This is a genomic window from Thalassotalea nanhaiensis (genome assembly GCF_031583575.1).
In the GTDB taxonomy this organism is placed as follows: domain Bacteria; phylum Pseudomonadota; class Gammaproteobacteria; order Enterobacterales; family Alteromonadaceae; genus Thalassotalea_A; species Thalassotalea_A nanhaiensis.
Map to the genome: position 1 here is coordinate 2,610,167 of NZ_CP134146.1, position 22,056 is coordinate 2,632,222.

The 22,056-nt window shown below is 38.2% G+C and carries 14 protein-coding genes; 3 read left to right on the forward strand and 11 right to left on the reverse strand.

Annotation, left to right across the window (positions count from 1 at the left end; genetic code table 11):
- Positions 1-38 precede the first annotated feature (38 nt).
- From RI845_RS11370 to RI845_RS11380, 3 genes are all read right to left on the reverse strand, one after another.
- On the reverse strand, positions 39-1,232 hold the full coding sequence (locus RI845_RS11370; RefSeq protein WP_348386288.1) for a thiolase C-terminal domain-containing protein: 1,194 nt from the start codon (positions 1,230-1,232) through the stop codon (positions 39-41).
- Positions 1,233-1,552: 320 nt separating this feature from the next.
- Positions 1,553-3,109 carry a class I adenylate-forming enzyme family protein gene (locus RI845_RS11375; RefSeq protein ID WP_348386289.1) on the reverse strand — a complete coding sequence of 519 codons (1,557 nt, stop codon included), beginning with the start codon at positions 3,107-3,109 and terminating at the stop codon, positions 1,553-1,555.
- Positions 3,110-3,120: 11 nt separating this feature from the next.
- Positions 3,121-4,239 (reverse strand): saccharopine dehydrogenase family protein, encoded by a 1,119-nt coding sequence (locus RI845_RS11380; protein ID WP_348386290.1) that lies wholly within the window; start codon positions 4,237-4,239, stop codon positions 3,121-3,123.
- A 267-nt stretch (positions 4,240-4,506) separates the two neighbouring features.
- Between RI845_RS11380 and RI845_RS11385 the strand changes: the two genes are divergently transcribed.
- Positions 4,507-5,337, forward strand: coding sequence for an SDR family NAD(P)-dependent oxidoreductase (locus RI845_RS11385; protein ID WP_348386291.1), 831 nt, complete (start codon positions 4,507-4,509; stop codon positions 5,335-5,337).
- 82 nt (positions 5,338-5,419) lie between these two features.
- On the opposite strand, the gene RI845_RS11390 is transcribed toward RI845_RS11385, so the two are convergent.
- The 6 genes from RI845_RS11390 to RI845_RS11415 all read right to left on the reverse strand — a co-directional run bounded on the left by RI845_RS11390 (position 5,420) and on the right by RI845_RS11415 (position 18,509).
- Positions 5,420-7,549 carry a hypothetical protein gene (locus RI845_RS11390; protein ID WP_348386292.1) on the reverse strand — a complete coding sequence of 710 codons (2,130 nt, stop codon included), beginning with the start codon at positions 7,547-7,549 and terminating at the stop codon, positions 5,420-5,422.
- A gap of 563 nt (positions 7,550-8,112) precedes the next feature.
- A complete protein-coding gene (locus tag RI845_RS11395) occupies positions 8,113-13,311 on the reverse strand; it encodes a S8 family serine peptidase (RefSeq protein ID WP_348386293.1) in 5,199 nt (1,732 codons plus the stop codon).
- Positions 13,312-13,817: 506 nt separating this feature from the next.
- A complete protein-coding gene (locus RI845_RS11400) occupies positions 13,818-14,213 on the reverse strand; it encodes a hypothetical protein (RefSeq protein ID WP_348386294.1) in 396 nt (131 codons plus the stop codon).
- A 142-nt stretch (positions 14,214-14,355) separates the two neighbouring features.
- A complete protein-coding gene (locus RI845_RS11405) occupies positions 14,356-15,414 on the reverse strand; it encodes a DUF1254 domain-containing protein (protein WP_348386295.1) in 1,059 nt (352 codons plus the stop codon).
- A gap of 150 nt (positions 15,415-15,564) precedes the next feature.
- On the reverse strand, positions 15,565-16,368 hold the full coding sequence (locus RI845_RS11410; protein WP_348386296.1) for a transporter: 804 nt from the start codon (positions 16,366-16,368) through the stop codon (positions 15,565-15,567).
- 215 nt (positions 16,369-16,583) lie between these two features.
- Positions 16,584-18,509: a fatty acid desaturase gene (locus RI845_RS11415; protein ID WP_348386297.1), complete on the reverse strand. Its 1,926-nt coding sequence runs from the start codon at positions 18,507-18,509 to the stop codon at positions 16,584-16,586.
- A gap of 211 nt (positions 18,510-18,720) precedes the next feature.
- Here RI845_RS11415 and RI845_RS11420 point away from each other — a divergent pair, with 211 nt between their 5' ends.
- Entirely contained in the window at positions 18,721-19,398 is a 678-nt protein-coding gene (locus RI845_RS11420; protein WP_348386298.1) for a TetR/AcrR family transcriptional regulator, read from the forward strand.
- Positions 19,399-19,447: 49 nt separating this feature from the next.
- On the opposite strand, the gene RI845_RS11425 is transcribed toward RI845_RS11420, so the two are convergent.
- Positions 19,448-20,629, reverse strand: coding sequence for a CaiB/BaiF CoA transferase family protein (locus RI845_RS11425; RefSeq protein ID WP_348386299.1), 1,182 nt, complete (start codon positions 20,627-20,629; stop codon positions 19,448-19,450).
- A gap of 167 nt (positions 20,630-20,796) precedes the next feature.
- Positions 20,797-21,330: a DUF4136 domain-containing protein gene (locus RI845_RS11430; RefSeq protein WP_348386300.1), complete on the reverse strand. Its 534-nt coding sequence runs from the start codon at positions 21,328-21,330 to the stop codon at positions 20,797-20,799.
- Positions 21,331-21,523: 193 nt separating this feature from the next.
- Between RI845_RS11430 and RI845_RS11435 the strand changes: the two genes are divergently transcribed.
- Positions 21,524-22,042, forward strand: a complete 519-nt coding sequence (locus RI845_RS11435) for a hypothetical protein (RefSeq protein ID WP_348386301.1) — start codon at positions 21,524-21,526, stop codon at positions 22,040-22,042.
- Positions 22,043-22,056 lie beyond the last annotated feature (14 nt).

Consider the following 22,056-nt stretch of genomic DNA (forward strand, 5'->3'; position numbering starts at 1 on the left):
TTGCTTAATGCATAAATATTGCTCATTTAGCATAAGATTTACGTTGTTCTTTCAAAAATGTTGACAAAACCAGCGCTACCAATTCCTCCATTGTGTTGTAAAGCAATTCTGGCGTTTTCAACTTGTCGTTGACCACACTGCCCTCTTAGCTGCTTAACTAGCTCTGTTATTTGTGCAAGTCCGGTTGCTCCTAATGGATGGCCTTTTGCCATTAGCCCACCAGATGGGCCGATAACAACTTTGCCACCGTAGGTATTCTGTCCTTCTAGAATAAATTTTTCTAAATCATGATCAGCACAAAGCCCCAATGCTGAATAGGTGAATACTTCATTACTGGTAAAGCAGTCGTGTAATTCGATAACATCAATATCATCAGGACCAACTCCAGCACTCTCATAAGCTTGCTTACAAGCTTCTTGACTAAGAGCACCAAAAGTTACATCCAAGACATTTGATTCAAAGTATTGTGGTTTATCACTACACCAACTTGAGCCTTTTAATGTAATATTGATATCTAGGTTATGTTTTTTGGCAAATTCTTCACTACAGACAATCACGCTGGCAGCACCACAACTTGGCGGGCAAGCAAACAGCTTACGCAAGCCACGATAAAGCGGTGGTTGCTCTAAAACTTGCTCAATTGTTAATGGTTCACGATAAATTGCGTAAGGATTAAATTCGGCGTGTTTTCGGGCTTTTACCGCGATACTTGCCAACGCTTGTTCGCTAATACCGTAGTCGTTCATTAAAGCTTCAGCTTGGCAACCAAACATTAATACTGCCGGTGGCAATTGCGCTTCTTGCAGGTCAAGGCTCATCAAATTAACAATGGCATCGGTATGGCGTTGCAGCGGACTTGTTCTGTCTGGATACATCATTTCGATTGCACCCGGCGCCATTTGTTCAAAACCTAATGCCATAACACATTCTGAAATACCGTATTCAATCGCTTGTGCTGCCAAGGCAAACGCAGTAGAGCCACTGGCGCAGTTATTGTTTACATTGGTCACAGGAATACCACTCATGCCTATACCATAAAGTGCAGCTTGTCCTGAGCAGCTATCGCCTTGCACATAGGAGGTAAATGCTTGCTCGATTAAAGAATAATCTAAGCCCGCATCAGTTAATGCTTCTCTTCCCGCATTGGCCCCCATCACCTCGTAACCGTCACTTCGACCAGGCTTTTTAAATGGAACCATCCCTACTCCACAAATTACTACTTTTCTAGCCATTACTTATCCTGTCATGCCAAATATCAGTGTTGTAAAAATCAACTTGTTTTAACGGCTTATTTATTAATAAATCAGTCGTTAATTACAATTAATTACCTTTGTAAATAAGCTAATGCTTAATCAATCACTGTGATTCACCCTATCGGGTGATATTGTTATTTTTTTATTAATCAGATTAATATCCATCTATATCAATGAGTTAAAATTGAAATACAAACTATCTAAAAGTGTTTTTATAAAAAAAAAGCAAAAAAAAAGGTCACTAATAAAGTGACCCATTGCATTTGTTAAAAACTAGTTAAGCATCAATAAATAAACAGTTAATTAACCATGCGATTTTCGCTGTTCCAATACTTTTTACGAATTTCAGTTTTTAATACTTTACCAGCAGGACTACGTGGTAAATCGTCGACAAAATCGATAGATTTAGGCGCTTTTACACTGCCTAATTCTTGTTTAACCAAATTAATTAAGGTTTGCTCTTCAATGATGCTACCCGGTTTGCAAAGTACGATAGCTTTTACAGCTTCACCCCACTTTTCATCGGGAATACCAATTACCGCGCATTCTTGCACTTCAATTTGAGAGTTAAGTACTTGCTCAATTTCATTTGGGAATACATTAAAGCCACCGGTAATGATCATGTCTTTTTTTCGATCAACAATTTGGATATAACCATCTTTATCCATAACACCGACATCACCAGTATGAAGCCAACCATCTATTTGAGCTTCTTGCGTTGCTTCTGGGTTATTGTAATAACCAGGATTAACAATATCGCCTTTGACACAAATTTCTCCAGCCTGCCCCATAGGTAGTGGTTTATTATCATCGTCCATAATTGCGACTTGATTTAAAACACAGGGACGACCGACAGTTTTCAGTCTGTCTTCATTAATTGAACCATCAGGGTTTATATAATCCCACGGCGCTTTTGCACAAATTGCCGCTGGAGCTTCTGATTGCCCAAACACCTCGGTCATAACTGGACCAAAAACCTTTATCGCTTCTTTTAATTTTGATAAAGAAACCGGCGCAGCTGCTACGATAAAATGTTGTAGTGATGAATAGTCATATTTACTTACATCCTCGTGTGCCAGCATCATATACATAACAGTTGGCGGTAGGAAAAAGTGGGTAATTTTATGTTGCTCAATAACCTTTAAAATTTCACCGGGATCAACGGCTGTCATAATAGTGTTAGTACCACCACGGGCAAAGTGCATAGCGCCCATAAGACCAGCAGAATGAGTCATTGGCGCGACCACTAAATGATTAGTGTTATCATAATAATTGAAATGCGCATAAAAATTGGAAAACATCGTTTCCAATGCTTTATTTGACATCATAACGCCTTTCGATTTACCGGTAGTACCGCCAGTTGGGAAAATGGCCATAATGTCAGAATCATTGCCTTCGCCCATTTGATGATGCTCATCGGCAGATACTAACCAGTTTTGCAAATTTTCACCATCAAGGTCTTTATCAATACAAACAATTTGTTTTAGGTTTGGCGCATCATGAGCAATGGCTAACGCTTCATCTTCATAACTGGAATGAAACATTAATAAATCGCCATCAAAACGATGCAGTAAATCAGTATTTATCTCAACCGGGTTACGCGGGTTTACTGGCAGCCATACCGCCTCGGCGCGAAACAAACCAATTAAGCATTCAAAAGCAATATTTGAATTAGGTCCTAAAATACCTATTTTGGTGCCTTTACCGAACCCTTGTAGAGTAAGTGAACTTGCAAGCTTATGGCTAAATTCAAGAACCTGTTTATAGGTTCTCTTTTCACCAGTTGTCAATTCATGAAAGGCAATATTATCAGGGTATAATGCTGCGCCCTGATCAAAAAAATCAATAATACGCATGGTATTTCTCCCTATGAATTAATCATCTTATAATCAACCAAACCAAAGCTTTTCAGTTGATTGGCTAATTCGTTATGCCCTACCGCTTGACAAGCTGATGAGAAACCAGATGTTTTTTGTAAGCCACCAATTAACAAACTAGCGGTTGCTGCTTGTAAAGCACCGGTAGTTATATATCCGCACGAGGTTCGTACTTCACAGGTAACTGAATCAAACGAACCGCTACCATGTACAATATCAAGGCAGCGATGCACGAGTTTGTTTTCACGTGGCGGCATAGTAGCTTGCATGCTATTACCGTACTCAGCTAACTTCGCTGCTTTTTCTTCTGTCGGCAAATGCTTGATCTCAGTTTCATAGGTATTTTGTAAGTCCAACACCATTTCCATCATCGCGCGGTTTTGAGTCGCAGTTAGTTGTTGTACATTGCGCACGCGAGGATCATGTTCAAAATAAAGTGGCAACATACCACCGCCCCAAGGGTGTGCTAGCAAATTATCGGCACGGCCAGGAATGTTCACTTCATAACCTTTAGCTACAGGCCAGTTCACACGTTGATTGTTTTCTAATTTAAATGATTGATCGGCAATACTAAACATGGCAAAAATAGTTTGGAATGAACCAACCGTCGGAACCAGTGTAGGAGCGGTAAGACAATTTAAAGTATCAATTTGACTTTGTTCTAACACCATATGCGCACCAATTTCTAACGAGGTATACATGTACGATGTGCCTGGTGCCAGGACCAAATTCTTTTCAGCGAATTTTGGCCCTAATTCTTCTTGGATCTTAGTAATGAAATTCATTTCACCACCGGTATCTAAATAATGACAACCAGCTTCTAATGCAGCTTCAACAACAGGCTGTCCAAAATACATAAATGGCCCAACCGTATTACAAATAACCTTTGCACCTTTAAATAATTCGGTTAATGCTTTTTTGGTGTGCTCTACTTGAACAACCTCATAATCTGCGGTTTCAATACCCGGCACCGTTGCCATTGCAGCTTTAATTTTTTCCGCATCTCTACCTGCTGCAATGAATGAAATACCATATTCACGTAAAAATTCAGCAACTAATTTACCGGTATAACCACTTGCCCCATATAGCACTACAGATTTATTTGTCATAATTTTTTCCCTTCGAAATTTTGCCGTATCGCTCTAAAAATGAGTCACTCAGTTAGAAACGAAAACGATTTTTAATATTATTTTGAAATGTGCTATTTACGCTAAACGTTTAAAAACGGTGCAGAATCACCCCAATGGGTGATTTTACCTAATTGCTTAAATACCCATAAAAATTGACCGATATCATCCGAACGGGTGAGGTTATTGATTCATTGCTGGGATAAATATAGGGAATAAATTTGAATCAAAGAATATGAAGGACATTAGATGTTAAACAAACGTTTCCCCGAAAAGCGCGCATTTATCACCGGCGGCGCTAGTGGCCTGGGTTTAGCCTATGCTAAAAAATTAGCACGTAACAATTGGCGAGTAGCAATTGCTGATATTAATGAACAGCGTTTAGAAGAAGCTAAATTAGAACTTGAAGCTTTAGGCGCTACTGTTATCACTTTGGTGGTGGACGTAACAAGCAAAGAGCAGCAACAAGACGCTGCAGACCAACTTGAACAGGTTTGGGGAGGTGTTGATTTAGTGTTTAATAATGCAGGTATTGGCAGCTGCGGTAAACTAAATGAGCATGATGACGAAGAATGGCATCGAGTAATAAATATTGATTTGTGGAGTGTTATTCACGGCTGTCGTATTTTTGCGCCGTTACTAAAACGAACCGGTGGTGGCCACATTATCAATACGGCATCAAGTGCTGGCACGTTATGTTTAGCTGAAATGGCTGGCTATAATGTGGCTAAATCAGGCGTAGTAGCCTTGTCTGAAACGTTAAATGTGGAATTATCGACAGATAACATTGGTGTAACGGTTGTTTGCCCTACCGTGTTAAAAACCAATATTGGCGAGTCTTTAAAAGGTGAAACTAATTTTGAGAAAAACATTGCTCAACAAATTAATGAGTCAAAATTTACTCCCGAAATGGTCGCGGATAAAACCTTTGAAGGTATTTTAAAAAATAAATTGTATGTAATGCCACAAAATGATGCCCGTTGGGTATGGACGATTAAGCGTTGGATGCCTGAAAAGTTCACAAAGTTAATGACGTACTTATATAAAAATCGTAAATGGATCTATTCCCACCTAGATTAACCGCGATAAATTAAGTTAAATAATGATAAAAAAACGGCAATCAAAATAAAATTGATTGCCGTTTTTTTTGACACAACCTGTATCAATTGATAGAAATTGAATAAATGTCTGCATCAATTGTGCTTTTCAGTGTTAATAAAAAGCTCGCTTTGGTAGCCGGCGCAATTCCAAAATAAATTCTTACGGTGCCTGCTGGGTAAGTTGCAATGATGCTTTGCTCGCCATTCATTGATCGGCGCTTTATTTGGTCATATTTTGTCGTTCTTTGAACATAATAAATATTTTCATCTTGCCAAAAATAATTACCGAAGTCATTTATCGCCAGATCTTTAATAAAAAGTTGGCTCTTTTGGCTATCTTGATCAAATTGCCAAATCCCCATTTCTCCCTCTTTACTCATATATAGATGACCGTCAGGGCCTTCTATTGCAAATTTTTCGTTACCTGCAGTTAATTGAGTAATCGAGTTATCACTAATAGTTAATTTATAAATTCCGGAGCTTCCGTTTGTTTCTGCGGCTAAATAAATAGAACGTCCATCTGCTGACCAATTCATGCTGTTTGCTGTAAGAGTACCAAGATCTATAGCTGTTAACTGGCCGTCAGGTAAATCCCCTACGTACCATTTCAAGTCTTCATTTGCTTTGTGCTTAATCGCAACTAAGAAATGCTTTCCTGTAGGAGATACCCTATGCATAATTGCTGCACCGATGCCTTTAGTTAAATTTTTAGAGCCTTGTTCGGTTTTGAGCCACAGATCCCATTCATTGGAGCGGTTTGAGACAAATAATATATCGCCAGTGTTATTGACATACTGGCCATAAAGGTCGCGAGATGACGATGATATTCGACGGCCCTCCTTGCTATCAGTAAAAGATTGTTGGCTAATATATTCTTGGCTCACATGTTTTGAGTAATACAATGTAGAGGTTTGAGAATTGAACGTTAAATTACCTGAAGTACTTATCCCTTGTACAACTTGCTCAGCTTTAGTTGTCGGGTTTACTGAATATGTTTGGTATTCCCCGCCATTTAATATATTGGTATAAATATTACCCTTTTGATATTCCCACGTCAGACCAGTAATGGATAATTTATTGGACAATAACACAGTTACTTCTCCACTTTTATCGAGTAGCATTAGGCTCGCTTTACTTATATTCTCTCTAATAAAGGCAACTTGTTTTGAATCAGCAGAAAAAACAGCGCTAACATCTCTATCTTCGGCTTTGGGGAAACTTATTTGTTCAATGGATTTCTTTTCAAAGTCAAACTTAAATAAAGCAATACCTTTACTTAGTTTTTTTGAAAACAGTAAATACCGTCCATCAGGTGACCAATTTAAAGCACTGCTGTATGAGTTATAAAAACAATCGCTGGCAATTGGGTTATCCTGATTCGTTATTAATTGGTGCAAACGTACCTGACAACGCCCCTCTTTTGAAATCCTTAAATACGCTAAGCTATTACCACTTGGCGACCAACTAGGCGAGAATTCACTTTCTTTTTCCGAAGTTAGCAACCTGGCTGGGATCTGATTGTCTTTTAAATCTTTTATGTAAATTTGGCTGTTATGTTTGTTTTTCAGCCACCTAAAAGCCAAGTATCTACCATCTGATGATACCGATGGATGCTCTTCAATCCCTTCTAAATTAGTTATTTTAACTGGAGGTGATATTGGCCGATTAAGTTCTGTGGAATTTGTTTTAACAACAAATCTATAAGAGAGTGTGATAATAATAATAATCACACTTAGTAAAGTGGCTAAAAATAGGCCTTTACGATTCATTACTTGATTAGATAACTTAATAGAAAGTAAATTGTTAACCAACCCAGATGGCCACGATTTCTGACTCTCAGGGTAAGTAGAGTTTTCGACAATAGGCTCTGGAATATATTCTAGCTTATAGCCAACTTTGGGTAAGGTTTTAAAGTAAACATTACTATCTACGCCTAGTTCGTCGAATACTTTTCGAATATACCACATGGCATTAGTGTATCCACGTTTCCCAACGGGGTAATTGTTGTTCCAGAGGATCTGAATCGCTAAATCTCGATTTACCGTTTGATTCTCATCAAGCAAAAACAACTTAAAAAAGTCAAAAACTTTCACGGGAAATTTGATCGATTGGCAATTATTGCTAATTGTCATGTCAGTACAATTAACAATTAAATTTTCTAATTTATATTCGTTGTATTGTATGTCGATCATGAAGCTCTCTTTATCTATCGATGGCAATGGCAATGGCAATGGCAATGGCAATGGCAATTTAGAATACTATTAGGTAGTTAAATTCAATTAGATTTCAATGAAACTTTTATTATCTAGCGATAGCGTGTACTAATGCGACAAGGGGGCTAATGAAAATAACATTGTAGTCCTCTTACAAACTTAATATTTACAATCTTCCTAATTGGTACTGGCTAATGTTATTAAACAATTTTTTGTTAGTTGAAAATAGGCTAAAGACATAAGTAAATGAAAACATCGCCCCATACAACAAATAAATTACAATTTAATCACAATTTAACACCTACAAAATATCAATTGACTGAATAATCATAGAGTTATAAAGCAACCACACTCGCAATTGAGGATTAATTAATGGTTAATTTTTAAACTACCTCCTAACAGCGAAGACTCCATTGTAAAGGAGGCAACTGACAAATCTTTCACCCGAAAGGGTGAAAATATAAAAGCCAGCTATTTTCATAACTGGCTTTTCAAAATCGATTGCTTATTTACAAACGATATTAATGAAACAATGTATATTTTTAATTAGTGCTTTTTCGACGTTTAGCAATTAATGGTAAAACAAAAAATAACATCCAACCAAAAGAACCGCCGCCCGAGCTAGACTTAGTTTCTTCAATAACCTCTACAGCTGTAACGTCCACGCTAACTGTTGCACTAACTGTTTCTATGCCATCGCTCACAGTAGCAGTAAAAGTATAACTACCGACAGCTAAACCTGATACTTCAGTAATTGCGGCATTAACATCGGCAATGTCACCTTCACCACTCCAAGTTATCGTTAACTCATCACCATCAACATCAGATGCAGATACTTCTAAAGTTACTGAATCACCTTCTGTGATACTAACAACATCATTGACCATAACAGCCGTAGGCATATCGTTAGATGGAGTAACCGTTAACATAAAGCTAGTCGTAGTCGCGTCGCCACTGTGCTCCATATCACGAACAGTAACAAATACTTCGGTCTCACCAGCAAAGTCAGCATTAGGAATTAGGTTAAACATCATTCCGTCAACTTCAGCCGTGATATCGTTACCCGTAACCTCTAACACGTTTGCAACTTGATTCGCATCAATGTGCATTACTTCAATACCGTCAATACGACTATCTTCAGCAACCGTCATATCCGCCATATCTGCAACTTTGATATTAGCGTTAACCGAAATACTGTGGCTAAGAGTTTTGGTTTCTTCGCCTTCCAACTCATAACTAAAGTCGATGATTTGCTCAGTACCTGTAGCTTCAGGTTGCACTACTGCAATAAAGCTGATATCGACTGCACTGCGCTCTGGTCCATCGTAGTTGAAACAAACGACTAAATCGTCTTCTATTACTTCATCTAAATTATCAAAACCAAAGACACTATATAATTGACCTTCTTTAGGGCCTGCGTTACTAGAAAAAGCACTAGTAAAGCCTTCAACAAATACACCACCTTTTGCAAGATTGGCACCTAAATTATCGTAGGCGTATACAATTTCTGGCATACCTTGATGATAATCAATACCACTACGTAGGATCATTTCAAAGTCATATTCATCGCCAGTTGCAGTATCAATAACATTGTCAAATTCAGCAAATAACAAGTCGCCTAAATCAGGACGCTCTGCACCGTATTGTGATGCAAGTGTTAAGCCCCATGCATCATCTGGATGACGACGGTATTGCATTTCAAAGTTACCATTCCAAAACGGCGCGATAGATTCAACTAGGAAACCAGGACCACGATGCCATTTCATTGGCCAATAGCGATCGTTTAACTGCGTAACACCGACAGTATGCATACGCATCATGCCTGAGTTTGGCTGGTTATAGAGTTCAAACTTGGCACCGCCTAATTGGAATAACCAATCTACCGGCACATCCATATACTCTTTATAGTTACCAGTGAACCAATCAATTTGCGGCTGCATACGGTACTCACCTTGTAAGTCTATATAACCACCTGTTGAATATTCATCAATTAACGGCGTATGACACATCTCATCAGTTAAGTTCGTAGTCATTATATATTCTGGCGTGACATTACGAGTGGCTTCTTGACTAGATGCGATAGTTAACGTTTGCGAATCAACCGTTAGTAACTCAGCAATAGCTTCATTGTTTGACTTAACCGTAGAAGGGACTAGTCGCATACCTTCAGGAATCGTCAGATTAAGAGAATAATCTCGATCATATGTTTCCATATTTGGATTAATTTTTACATTAACCTCAATTTGATCCATATTTCGAGCTTTATCTTTACTTACACTCCAGCTTACTGCGTCGTCTGAACGAGTTAGTTTTAAAGTAGTAAACCCAAGAGTACCTTCAGCGCCAGGCATATTACCTAAATCAAAACCACCGTAATAAACATCCCCAGCTTTAGCATCGGCAATATCCCAGTTTAAGGTAAGATTGTAATCGCCATTACCATCGTGAGATGCAGGACCTTCAATTGTAATATTATTCGCATCTGAATCGTTAGCAATAATCGCATAACCGCCGTTCATAGCGACATCTTTGCCACGGTTCAAGTTTGACAGTGCTGCTATGGCATACCAATATTTACCCGGTTTAGGGTTAATAAGTGTACAGAAGTTTGCTTCAGTATCACTGCTAGACTGACAGACTATTTCATCAAAATAATTATTACGTAATGCGTAGTAATCTTCTGCTGCTTCTTCTTCAGTAGGAATAAACGTGCCATCACCATTTTCATCAAAACCAACATGCATATGCGGAGTTGCGTTAGTGAGTCTTGCACGCATGATGTTATCATCATTCAAAAACTCGCCTTCATTGGCAAAGAACGTCACACTTTTGGTGCCTTCAGGTACGTCAACACTGCGAATATCCCAACCATCATCAATATCACTTTGTCGTAACACTGGACGAACGAAGGTTTTTTCTACAACGTCCGTAGAAACAGGCTTTGATAAACCATAGTAACGCGGGGTAAATTCACTATAATCATCAGTATTAACGCGGAATGTTTCGCTACTTTGATTTCGTGAAAATTCAAACTCTTTACTAAATGGTAATTCGTCGTGAACATTTGACGCCACAACCGGTAAGTGCGCTGCAGGAGCATTACCATTGGCTTCTGTTAACACAACTTCACCGTTATATATAGCGTAATTATTTCCTATTTGCTCCCAAGGAGCACCAGGCTCTATAGGTTCAACTTTATACTCAAATAAGCTTGGTAATTTCATGCTCACAACAATACTTTGCGACTCACCCGCTTTTAACGTAAATGATGCAGGTTGAGCAACAAGTTCAGCACCCTCTTCTTTTGCTAAAGCGGTGACATTCCAAGTACCATCTTGGGTTGCTGTAACCGTACGCATCCAAGAACAGGTTTGTTCACATTCCATTTCAACCATTGAAGGAACGTTCACCCAATTAGCTAAGCCGCCTTGTTCAGGGTTGGCCGCAAGGTAATTTTCAATGCTCTCATCCATTACTAGACCAGCTTTTGAAGCTTGGGCAACATCAATTGCACCAGCACCTGCCATAAAGTTATAAAATGGCGCAATTAAACTCCCATTCATATTCAAAAATACTGGCTTAGCCGTCATCATTAATGCCGATTGAATTTCAGCCGGTGTCCAATCAGGGTGTGATTGGGCAAGCAATGTCGAGGCACCAGTTACGTGAGGGGCTGCCATTGAGGTACCACTCATCATTGTCCAGTCACTAGCTCTTGGGAATGCAGTGAACGGTTGCTCATCAGCGTTAGCCGCATAAATATCAACACCGGGTGCAGTTAAATCGGGTACTAAAGTATTATTGGTACGACTTGGTCCCATTGAACTGAAACGAGCCAATTGATTACCTGCTGTTTCATCCAAAGAGTAATTGTTGGTATAGTCTGAAATAGTCGCTCTAGCGGTACCTGAGGTGCTGTATCTAATCCAGTTTTTAAGAGAGTAACTATAATTTGCAGGTACCTGAATTCCAGGGATTACAAATACATCAGCAACCATATTATTGGCTTGATAGTTATTTAAAAGAATAAAACCGCCTGCACCACCATCAGCTACATTAATTGCTTTTTGTACACGAGCGATATCGCCACGATCACATAACACAATTTGGTCAGCGGTAAATGTTCCTTCAGGGAATGGTACATTACATAGACCTGCGCCATAACCATCACTTGGGTTAGGATCGTCATAATCACCAGCGTAAACTACTTCACCCGTTATCGAACCACTGTAGCTTTTACCAGCCATTTCGCCTCTAGGGATACGGTAAGATGGCGCATCACCTTCAAAACCGCTTAAGCTTTTATCACCAGTACTCATTACACGGTCATGGGTACTTGCACCTACTGTCGTCACCCAAGGAGAGGAATGATCGGCAGACCAAAAATATGGGCCTGAATTACCTGCAGCAGCGGCAACCGAAATACCGGCTTCACGTGCGGATAAAAACGAAAGTTCCATTGGATCCGTCCATGGTAGTGACTCGGCTCCACCAATAGAGAAGTTAATCGCGTCAACACCATCTTTAATCGCATCTTCAAATGCCGATAAAATGGCTGATTCAGGACAACCAGCATACTGATCACCACGACCACCCGGCCAACAAACCTGATAAGAAATAATGTGCGCACGCGGGGCTACACCACTAGTTTTAGCAAAGCTAAATGGCACATCTAAACCATCACTTACCGCTTCACCGTTCGCAACCTGTAGAGGGGTATTTTCGTTAACATTACCGGCAACAGTACTGGCGGTATGCGAGCCGTGACCGTTATAATCCTCACCATTTTCAGCGCGTCTATCTCTCCAACTGCCTGAGGCTGGGTAATTGTTTGCCTGGGTAATTTCAGGGTATGAACGTACGCCGATTAATTTGTCATTACAGAGGTTGGCAAATTCTTCCTGTTCACAATCACCAACAAAGTTACCTGTGCCAAAGGGATTGGTCGCTTCATAGGCTTCATCAGATGCAAAAGCGACATGGTCAGTGTTAATACCGGTATCGATAATACCAACAACCATTCCTTCACCTTGTACAGGCAGAGAGTCAGGAGTCGCACTACCACTCCACATCTCATCAGAGCCGATAAATTCTGGGCCACGATCAGATTGCAATTCGAAAATACGATTTTCCGAGATTCGTTTAACACCACTTTGCTTAGACATAATAATTGCGTCTTGCTGAGTCATGTCGACAACAAGAGCATTATTGGCTAGGTGAAATTGTTTTATGACATCAAGTTTTGCGCCAGCAGCCGTTACGTTATTGATAAAGGTATCTTGGCGCTGAGCGATGTATGACTTGTATGAATGAGCAGCAGCAGAGTTTACATTAACTCGACCTTTAGCCATTAATGAATCATTTTTTGGTGCTGCAGTAGCAGCTAAACCATCAATTCCACCTTTATAAGCAGCAAGAGGCTTATCATCAAGCTGCACGATGTATGTTTTTATACCTGTCGCATCTTGTTCTGGTTGGAAAATTTGCTGTGGCGATAACTGTTTAATAACACGGTTAACACTACCTGCTTGACCAGCATAAAGGTCACTATGTTCAAATTCAGCTCTATCTGTTGCCAGACTGTCTATATCAGCTTTAGTAAATGTAGGAACTTTTAAACTCGTTCCTTCTACAGAACTAAATCCAACCTCGGCAACTGCTTGACCCGTTGCACCAAAATACAGTGCAGTACAAGCGGCTAAGGCAGTTTTTTTAAATACTACCTTTTTATTATAATTCATAAATACTTCCCTAATTTAAAACGTTTGTTTTGAATAAAACCAAATTGGTTAAATACTTCTTTGGGCTTATTTTTAATCCAACTTTATTATTTTTGTCGAATTAAATTTAAGGTAAATAGTTATAAATAAGAGTAAAAACATCCGCAACGACAGCAACATCACATTTACAACAGTGCAGCATCATTTTTTCTTTTATTAAACATCAATTAAACATCAGCTAACTGATAAAGCCTATATATAGAGTGCAGTACAGACGGCAAGTAAAAGTGTTACAGAATTGTCTAAAATACAAAATGAAGGAGTGATTTCTAGAAAATGCGTACCGTTTTCGAACACTGCAAACGTTAGCGTTTGATCGCTGTGGCGAAAAAACTCTGAGTTCTCGCCGCATGATGATAAATGCTTACTCGAAGCCATATTGAAAAAGCAAAGGTGATGACCAACCTATCGCCCTTTTACTTTCTCAATAAAGCTCAAACCTGAAAAGGAATAAAACAATAGTTATCTTAATTTTTCTCTGTTGATTTAGTCTGACTTTTTATCACGATAAGAAAACAGATCAAAGCTATTGACCAAATGATCCCTTTTAAAATTACCGAGTTTACGTCGGTATGCGGGTGGTCGGCTCTAAAGGTTGCACCTCGTAAATACGCTTCTAAATGGGCATAAAATGGTACAAACATGCCTCCAGTTGTATAAGCCCACGCTGCAACCATATATTTTTCAGCTAGTTGTGAGCCTTTAGTCCACAAAACAGCTGCGGTTAATAATAAAAGTCCGCATAAATAATCTTCAACCATCGTAGTCGCATTGATTGAAAAATAACTCAAACCTCTACGTAGGGTTTCACCCAATATAAAAACAAAGCTCATTAAGTAAGTGAGTATGTAAACTATTTTCATGATTTTCCTTATATATAATAAGAGTAATTAAAAGTTGTGCATAACAGAAACTACGCCATCACTGGCATGTCTGCGTATAATTCTGCGTGAATAAAAAAGGCCTATGAAAGGCCTTATTTTGTATAAGATTTAAAGCCTGATATTACTTAGCTTTAACAAATGGTAATAATCGGTATCCATCGTTTTTAACTTTATCTGATGGAATATAATGACGTACGCCTAAGTTAAATACTCCCGTAGCATTTTTAGTCTCAATATTGTTAATTGCATCGCTACCACAGCCAAAACTGATTGTATACGTACCGTCTTTATTTGCTTTAGCAGTATTTGAACTTAAGTTAGCAAGATCGTTAAACATAAAGCCTTTTTTGTCGTAAACAGTAAATGACCAGAATGCTTTATTTTTAGGGTCTTCAAAGGTTGCCTGATGACATTGATCTGCTGGGTAATTACCCGATACTTCATAGACGTTATCTTGAAGCTGTGCACCACCCCAACCAATTGCTGCGCCTACTGAGTACTTTTGTTTAGTAAACAATTCTTTTGATGAATCACCTGGATCTGTAAACATACCATACAGCGCTTCGCCCCCTTCGTTTTTAAGCAGACCTGGCATTTGAGCTTTTAGAGCATTTTCAACATTGTGGAATGAGGTTTTATCTACTTGAATAGAGTCAAATTTATTACTCGAATCAGCAGTGATCTTCATTTGATCTTGTATTTTATGCGCTTCTTCTTTTGTAAAAGTTGAATCTAAGCGAATAACTAAATAAAGATGACTTCCTGTGTGCGTGGTTAAATTAAACGTACCAGAGCCATATTTCATCGCTTGAATGCGGTGATCTTCAGTTACAGGTTGCACAGACATGTATTTGCCTTTAGGGATTTCTGGCATTGTGATGTAAGCACCTTTAGAAACATCAACAACGGCTAATGAATAATAGGTATCACGGTTCATACGAACAACAGGCTGTTGATCAGTTGGCGTTAATTCGCGTTTGTGTAAAAGGTTATTCACCCCTACTAGATCTTGGTTTTTAAGAATTTGTCGAGATGTTTCAAACGTTGGGTAGTTATCTTCTGTAACCACAGTTCCACCTTTGGCGAAAAATTGTTCTACACTGGTAACTGTGTCTGCAGCCATTGCTGAAAACGCTAACAAGTTTAAACTAACTGCTGTTGCTAATACGACTTTATTCATTTTACATCCTTTAATATTTAAAAAACATGGTCTTTCAATTCAATTGTCTATAGTTTAACCAGAAACAAAAATTACACAAATGAATAATAATTATTATGCTTCATGCATCTAGCACATATAACAATTATTCAAATGATCTAGTGATTAATTTTACTTAGGGAAGAGCAGGTAAAGATTCAGGTTATATGACATCCCTTCTGGATCTCCCGGTGCTGACTCAATCCAATACTTAAAGCCTCCACCAACTAAGATGGGTTGGTCGCCAACCATAAAAAATTGTGATGCGGTTAATGTGAGCGGAATAGACCAATCATCATTATTCCAGTTGTAATTTGTTTCAGAGGTTAATTCTATGGTCATTGCCCCTTCTGTGGTGTAATCAAAAAACGGCTGAATAAAGGTATTACTATATGTACCACCGATATGCCCTTCTACTGAATATACATGGTTAGCTAAAAATCCATAGGTTTTAGAGCCGTCAACTCTTAATGCGATAAATGACCCACCCAAGCCATGTTCTTCATAACCTAGGTAGTCATCTGTAGCACTATCAAATTGCAGATAAGGCCCGTAGCCAGTTATCCAGCCATTTTCAGTTGGTTTGTCCGGTGAAAAAAACAAACTCTCACTGATATCGCCTATACCCTGTTGAGATCCTGCACCAGGGAAAATATCATCTTGTTGAATGATTGGCACTATGGTTCTAGTAATTAGGTTCCAATCTTCGCTCAACTCAAAAGGTATTATCGGCTGAACAAAAATCGTACTGCGGGTACCATCATCAACCGGGCCTATATTTTCATTATATTCAAACTGAATTGGTACCATGATCATGGTTGTAAGTGGATTGGCAATTTCTTGTGCTAGTTCTTTATTCTCTTGTGCTTGAGTGGGAAAAATAACTAACAAAAACAAGTTCAGGAGATAAACTGTTAGTCTTTTATTTATTTTCATTAAGCAACATCCCTGCAAAATTTATGTACATACCAATTTAGATTAATACATAACTACAAATAATCCAGACAAGTTGTTGTTTTATTTTGAATTATAGCTATTTATTTAATATATTTAGCGTCTTTTTCAACAGGGAAGTTGTATATGCCGCTATAACAAGGATGTTAATAAGCGGCACTGTAAATGGCTAAATAAAATAATTTGAACTTATATTGCTAAACGCTTATTTCTAATGTTTCTGTCGTTGCTCTGGTTACGCAAGGTGTAAACAATTTTTGTACTTGATGTTCATTTGCATTCAATACCATATCCTTGTGCTCGACTTCACCTGATTTAATTTTACATTTACAAGTACCACAAACACCGTTTTCGCAAGACATTGGTACGAAAATATCGTTTTCTTTCAGAACCTGGATAATCGACTTATCTTTAGGAATTAAAAATTCTTTTTCATGTCCTGTTACTTTTAGCGTGAACTCTTTGTTTAAATTAACATCGGTATGCTCTGCCCCGGCAAAGCTTTCTTTATTGAATTGCTCTTCAGTTACGCCTGCGGCTTGTGCACTACGTTCAATGTAGTTCATAAATCCTTCAGGACCACAAACATAAACATAAACATTAGCAGAGTTATCTCTAGTTAATACTTGTTCGGCGTTTAATGGTTCGATGTCTTTATTATCATCAATATAGACCTTAATTTGATCTTTAAATGGTAATGTTTTCCATGTGTCTTTGAAAGCCCATTTATTATGTGTAGCAAAACAATAATGCAACTCAAATGGCGTTCCTTGATGATGCAGTTTCCAAGCCATAGCTAGCATAGGGGTGATTCCAATTCCTCCAGCAAAAAGTAACACATTGGATGCCGGTTTTAAGGCAAATAAGTTACGTGGTTTACTGATTTTAACCACTTGGCCAACCTTGAACGTTTCATGCAATAACTCTGAACCTCCACGGCCGTTTTCTTCACATTGCACAGCTATCTGATAGCAATTACGTTGCTGGTAATCATTACAAAGAGAGTATTGACGAATGATCCCATCTGCTACTTCTACATCGATATGTGCACCAGGTTCAAATTTAGGCAAAGTTTGCGAGCTTTCACTCGGTTCAAATGTATAACTGTTAATACCTTGGGCAACCTGCTCAACTGCTGTGATAGTGACATATAAGCTTGATTGTGCAACTCGATTTTGATTGTTTTGTTTATGCTGCTCTTGGTTTTGATTATTTAGTTGAGTGAATTTTTCAGCATCAATACCAATATTGGCTAAGTTTTGACGTTCAAATATATCTTTACCGAGTTGCCATGCTTGCCAGTTTCGATATATAGGCATGTTAGGGTATAGATGGTGGATTAAATGCCTGTTCTGGCCAAAATAAACTTTCGCAAAAGGGCTATCAAAGCCACGAATTATTGATGTAGTCATAAAAGGACTTCGCTCTTTTACACTGCACTTTTCAGGAGGGTGTTGTACATAGGCAAACATTAAAATAGCCACAAAAAAGCCAATACGTTGTGGAATAACATACAGCATCAAAAACTCATACCAATAAGCTGACGTAAAACCTAGTACGAGTACAGAAATATATATGGTCATAGAAAGAAGGTTCACAACGGTGGTGCTTTTTGATGCAGAGTCACGATTAGAAAAACTCCAATAACACCAGTAAAAGTCATGAGTAAAGATTTTAAACATTCTTGTAAGCCAATTGCCTTGATATAAGTAATCATCAGGGTCTTCGACACCACAAGTATCGCGATGATGAGTGAGATGTTGATGCCTAAATTGCACGATAGGCAATTGCGGATACGGTATAACCGTAAGCAATGTACCTAGAATATCATTTAGCCATCGGTTTCTTGACAGTACTAAATGTGAGGCCTCATGAACGGTAAGTATAAAGATGAAAAATGTGTAAGTACTTAATAACGTTAACCACCACGCCGATAAATTACCCGCTAACCATTGATTAGAAAGATACAACCAAGCCACTAAGCTAAGCAAACAGCTTATTATTAAAACCCAATTTACAGAAGGAACATACAGCAGTTTTTTAAACTCAGCTCTTGCTGCAAGTTCTTTTAGATCTTCAATTGCTGCTGTTGGCATTTGCCCTTTCATGGTGTCTGTATTCATGATTTACCTATTAACGAATATTTTATGTATCGATTGGTACATAAAATATCGTATAATCATTAAACGATCAATAATTATTTACTAAGCAGTCAGTTAATTAGCTGTAGATCTGTTTAAAAAAATAAATAAATTACTGTTTATACTGGAATTTACTTTTTTAAATTTATCTTAAATGTTACGTTGTTCACATAAATAAGTAGGTGGTACTAATATGGCTAGACCCGTAAAAACAGAGCATGGTAAAGGTAATGTTGAATGGACTAAGCAGCAGTTGATCAATGCTGCGGCCGAACAATTTTCTAAACTTGGTTTTCAGGGAGCATCACTTAGTAAAATTAGAGAGAAAGTTGGCGTTAAAAACTCAACGATTGTTTACCACTTTAAGTCCAAAGAAGGGTTATATTTAGCCGTTACTGAACACTTAGAAAAAAGCTTTGCCAAGATGATAAATGACTTGGTTGAGCAACATGCAGACGAACCAGCGATAGAGCGGTTTTATCAGTTCTGTTATACCCTTCAACAATGGGGCTCAAACCAACAATACTTTACTAGTATTGCCATCCAAGAGATGATGAATAGAGAACTGCACAGTGCCAACAGCATGTTTTACCAAAACTTTGGTAGGCGTTTAAATCAAACAATTGAGTTTATCAAAGGTCATGATGGAGCAGAAACATGGACGAAGGTAAACTGGAAAATCTTTATCGTAAATGTGTTTTTATCAATCCTTATTGGTCAGGCGGTTTCAGTTGCAATACCTATCGCCTTACAAATTGATGAGCCTACTTACAAACAGCAGCACATCAATGAGGTATTTAGAAGCCAATTATTAGCATTAGTTAAAGATAAGCATACGGCTGAACAGTATTTAGAATTAAAACTTTCTTAAAACGGCATTACTGTTAATGCCGTTTTAAAACAACTGTGTAGCGTAGTATTTATTTTATTGCCTTGTTTTGTTGCAGCTGCACGATTTCATCTTGGGTATAATCAAAATGAGTTAGTAATTTTTCGGTAAAACTTGGACTTGTTTGGTTAACAAACATAGTGTTATCTGCGGAAGATGCAAACTTAATCGCAGGTGCCACTTGTTTTACTATGTCACCTGTCATGGCTTTTACCTCAGTTACCATACCTCTGTCGCGCATCAGATCAGACTTAGCCGCTTCAGAAACCGTTAAAACTGGTTCTACACAGGCATCAAGAGCAGTAAAGGTTTCTAACCAATACGCTAACGAATGCTCAATTATCCGAACGGAAATATCATCTCGCAATGCGAGTTGCTCTTGCTCATCAGTGCTAAAACCACGTACTAACCAATCATTTTGTCCAAGAGCATTAAAGAACATCTCTGCAAATTTTGGCTCTAGACTGCCAACTGATATGTAGCGATTATCAGCGGTTTGATAGTAGCCATAAAAATGGCCACCATTAAGAGTATTACCACCCAGTGATGGGTCAACATCAACAGCAACTGCACCAGCGCCAAACATTCCGGTTAACGCAAATGCCGCATCGGTCATACTAATATCTAAATGCTGCCCGGCTCCGCTTATGCCCCTTTCAATAACAGCAGCCATGATCCCCATTACGGCATGGTGTGAACCACCTGCAATATCAGCTATTTGAGTGCCACTTAAAACAGGTCCTGTCGCTTTTGTACCACTAAAACTTGCTAACCCTGACAATGATAAATAATTAATATCGTGCCCGGCTCTGTCTTTTAAACAACCAGTTTGACCGTAACCTGTAATTGAACAGTAAATTAATTTGGGATTTATCGCCTTTAAGCTTTCATAATCCAGACCAAACTTAGCCATAACCCCTGGTCGGAATTGTTCAACAATTACATCATATTCGCCAATGAGTTTTTTCACAACATTAACTGCAGCTTGTTGCTTTAAATCTAAAGCGATGACTTCTTTGTTACGATTTAAGTTCAAAAAAGCATATGAATGTTGATTTAACTTTGGCTCAAAACCATTCACTAAATCATAACGGCCTAGGGCTTCTATTCTTAATACTTGGGCGCCCATATCGGCAAGCATCATAGTTGCGTAAGGGCCAGGTAATAATGTAGATAAATCAAGAACTTTTAATTGTGATAATGGACCAGCCATAGAGCGGATAATACCTTATAGTTTATAATTTTACGGTTAACAATCAAGTTGTAATGCATAACATTTTAGTTAGGTATTGTTATTTAAACATCGCCCAAAAGGGTGAAATATAAAATGGCTAAAACCAAACGAACTTACTACGTTTGGTTTTATATATGAAGAGGAGATTAGCTGGTTTGACTTGGAAACTCACTAAACATAGCTTTAATTACTTTTGCTATCTCTTGACTGCGTTCTTCTGGGGTGTCAAATTCTTTCACTGACTTATTGATAGAACTACGCCAGATAGATTTGTGCGTTTTGTTATCAATTACATCAATAACTATCGTGCCTTCAACATAATCACGTGCGTTAATGTGTGTTTGTCCATAAGCTCCATATCTTCCATAACCAACAGGGCTTGACGTGACTTTAACTTTATCTTTTGTCACCACAAAATAACTGATCAACACATCTGCTGAACTTTTATTTTGTTGCTCTAATTTCAGCTTTGCTAGCTCAGCTGAAATGGAGTCATTAATACGCTCCCTATTCATATCACTTAAATATGGGTTTTTATACTGTGCATCACCAATTACGTGGTAACTTTCAACCTCATTAAAGTTATACGCATTATTGTAATCACTTTCTGCTTCATAAGTTGTGCTACACGCTGACAACAAAGCCAGAATAGGTAGAATTACTAATTTTATCGCTTTCATGTAAACCTCGTTTATCTATCGTTATTTAACAGAATCATAATAAATCCTCGGTTAATATTCCTCCAATGACAAAAAAAAATAGAACATTATGCATACTGCGCATAATACCTTTCATTTAATTAAATCATTCTTCAAAAATGATATTTACCGACTAAACTAACCTTATTGTACATTTGCACAAAACGGAGTAGATATGAATTTAGCGGAGATGGTTGCTATTGCTGAAATTTGTGGCGGTTTTGCAGTGCTCGCAACCTTGATTTATTTAGTCGTCGAATTAAAAGAAAATTCAAGACTGTTAAAAGCTAAAGCTACTACTGCAACCTTTCTTGGTTGGTCACGGTGGAATGAACGAATGAGTGTCCATCCTGACAAAGAGCTGATAACACGCTCTTTCAATCCAAATAACCAATTAGAGCATTTTAGTCATGATGAAATTGTTGTGTTAGACTTTTTTGGCCGAGCCGCGCTACAACGATTTATGGCCGGTTACTTTCAACATCGAGCGGGAATTTTAGACAATGAATCGTGGCACCATACGATTAGTTTTTGTCACAGTTTTTTAGTTTTACCGTTTTGGGCGGCTTGGTGGCAAGAAGAAAGTAAGCAAATGATTTATTCTGAAGAATTCATCAAAGCAATCAGCAGCGCTCCTTTGGTAAAATTATCAATAGGTGAAATTTTTAATCAACAAGTGCAAACACAGTCATAAATAAAAGCAGAAAA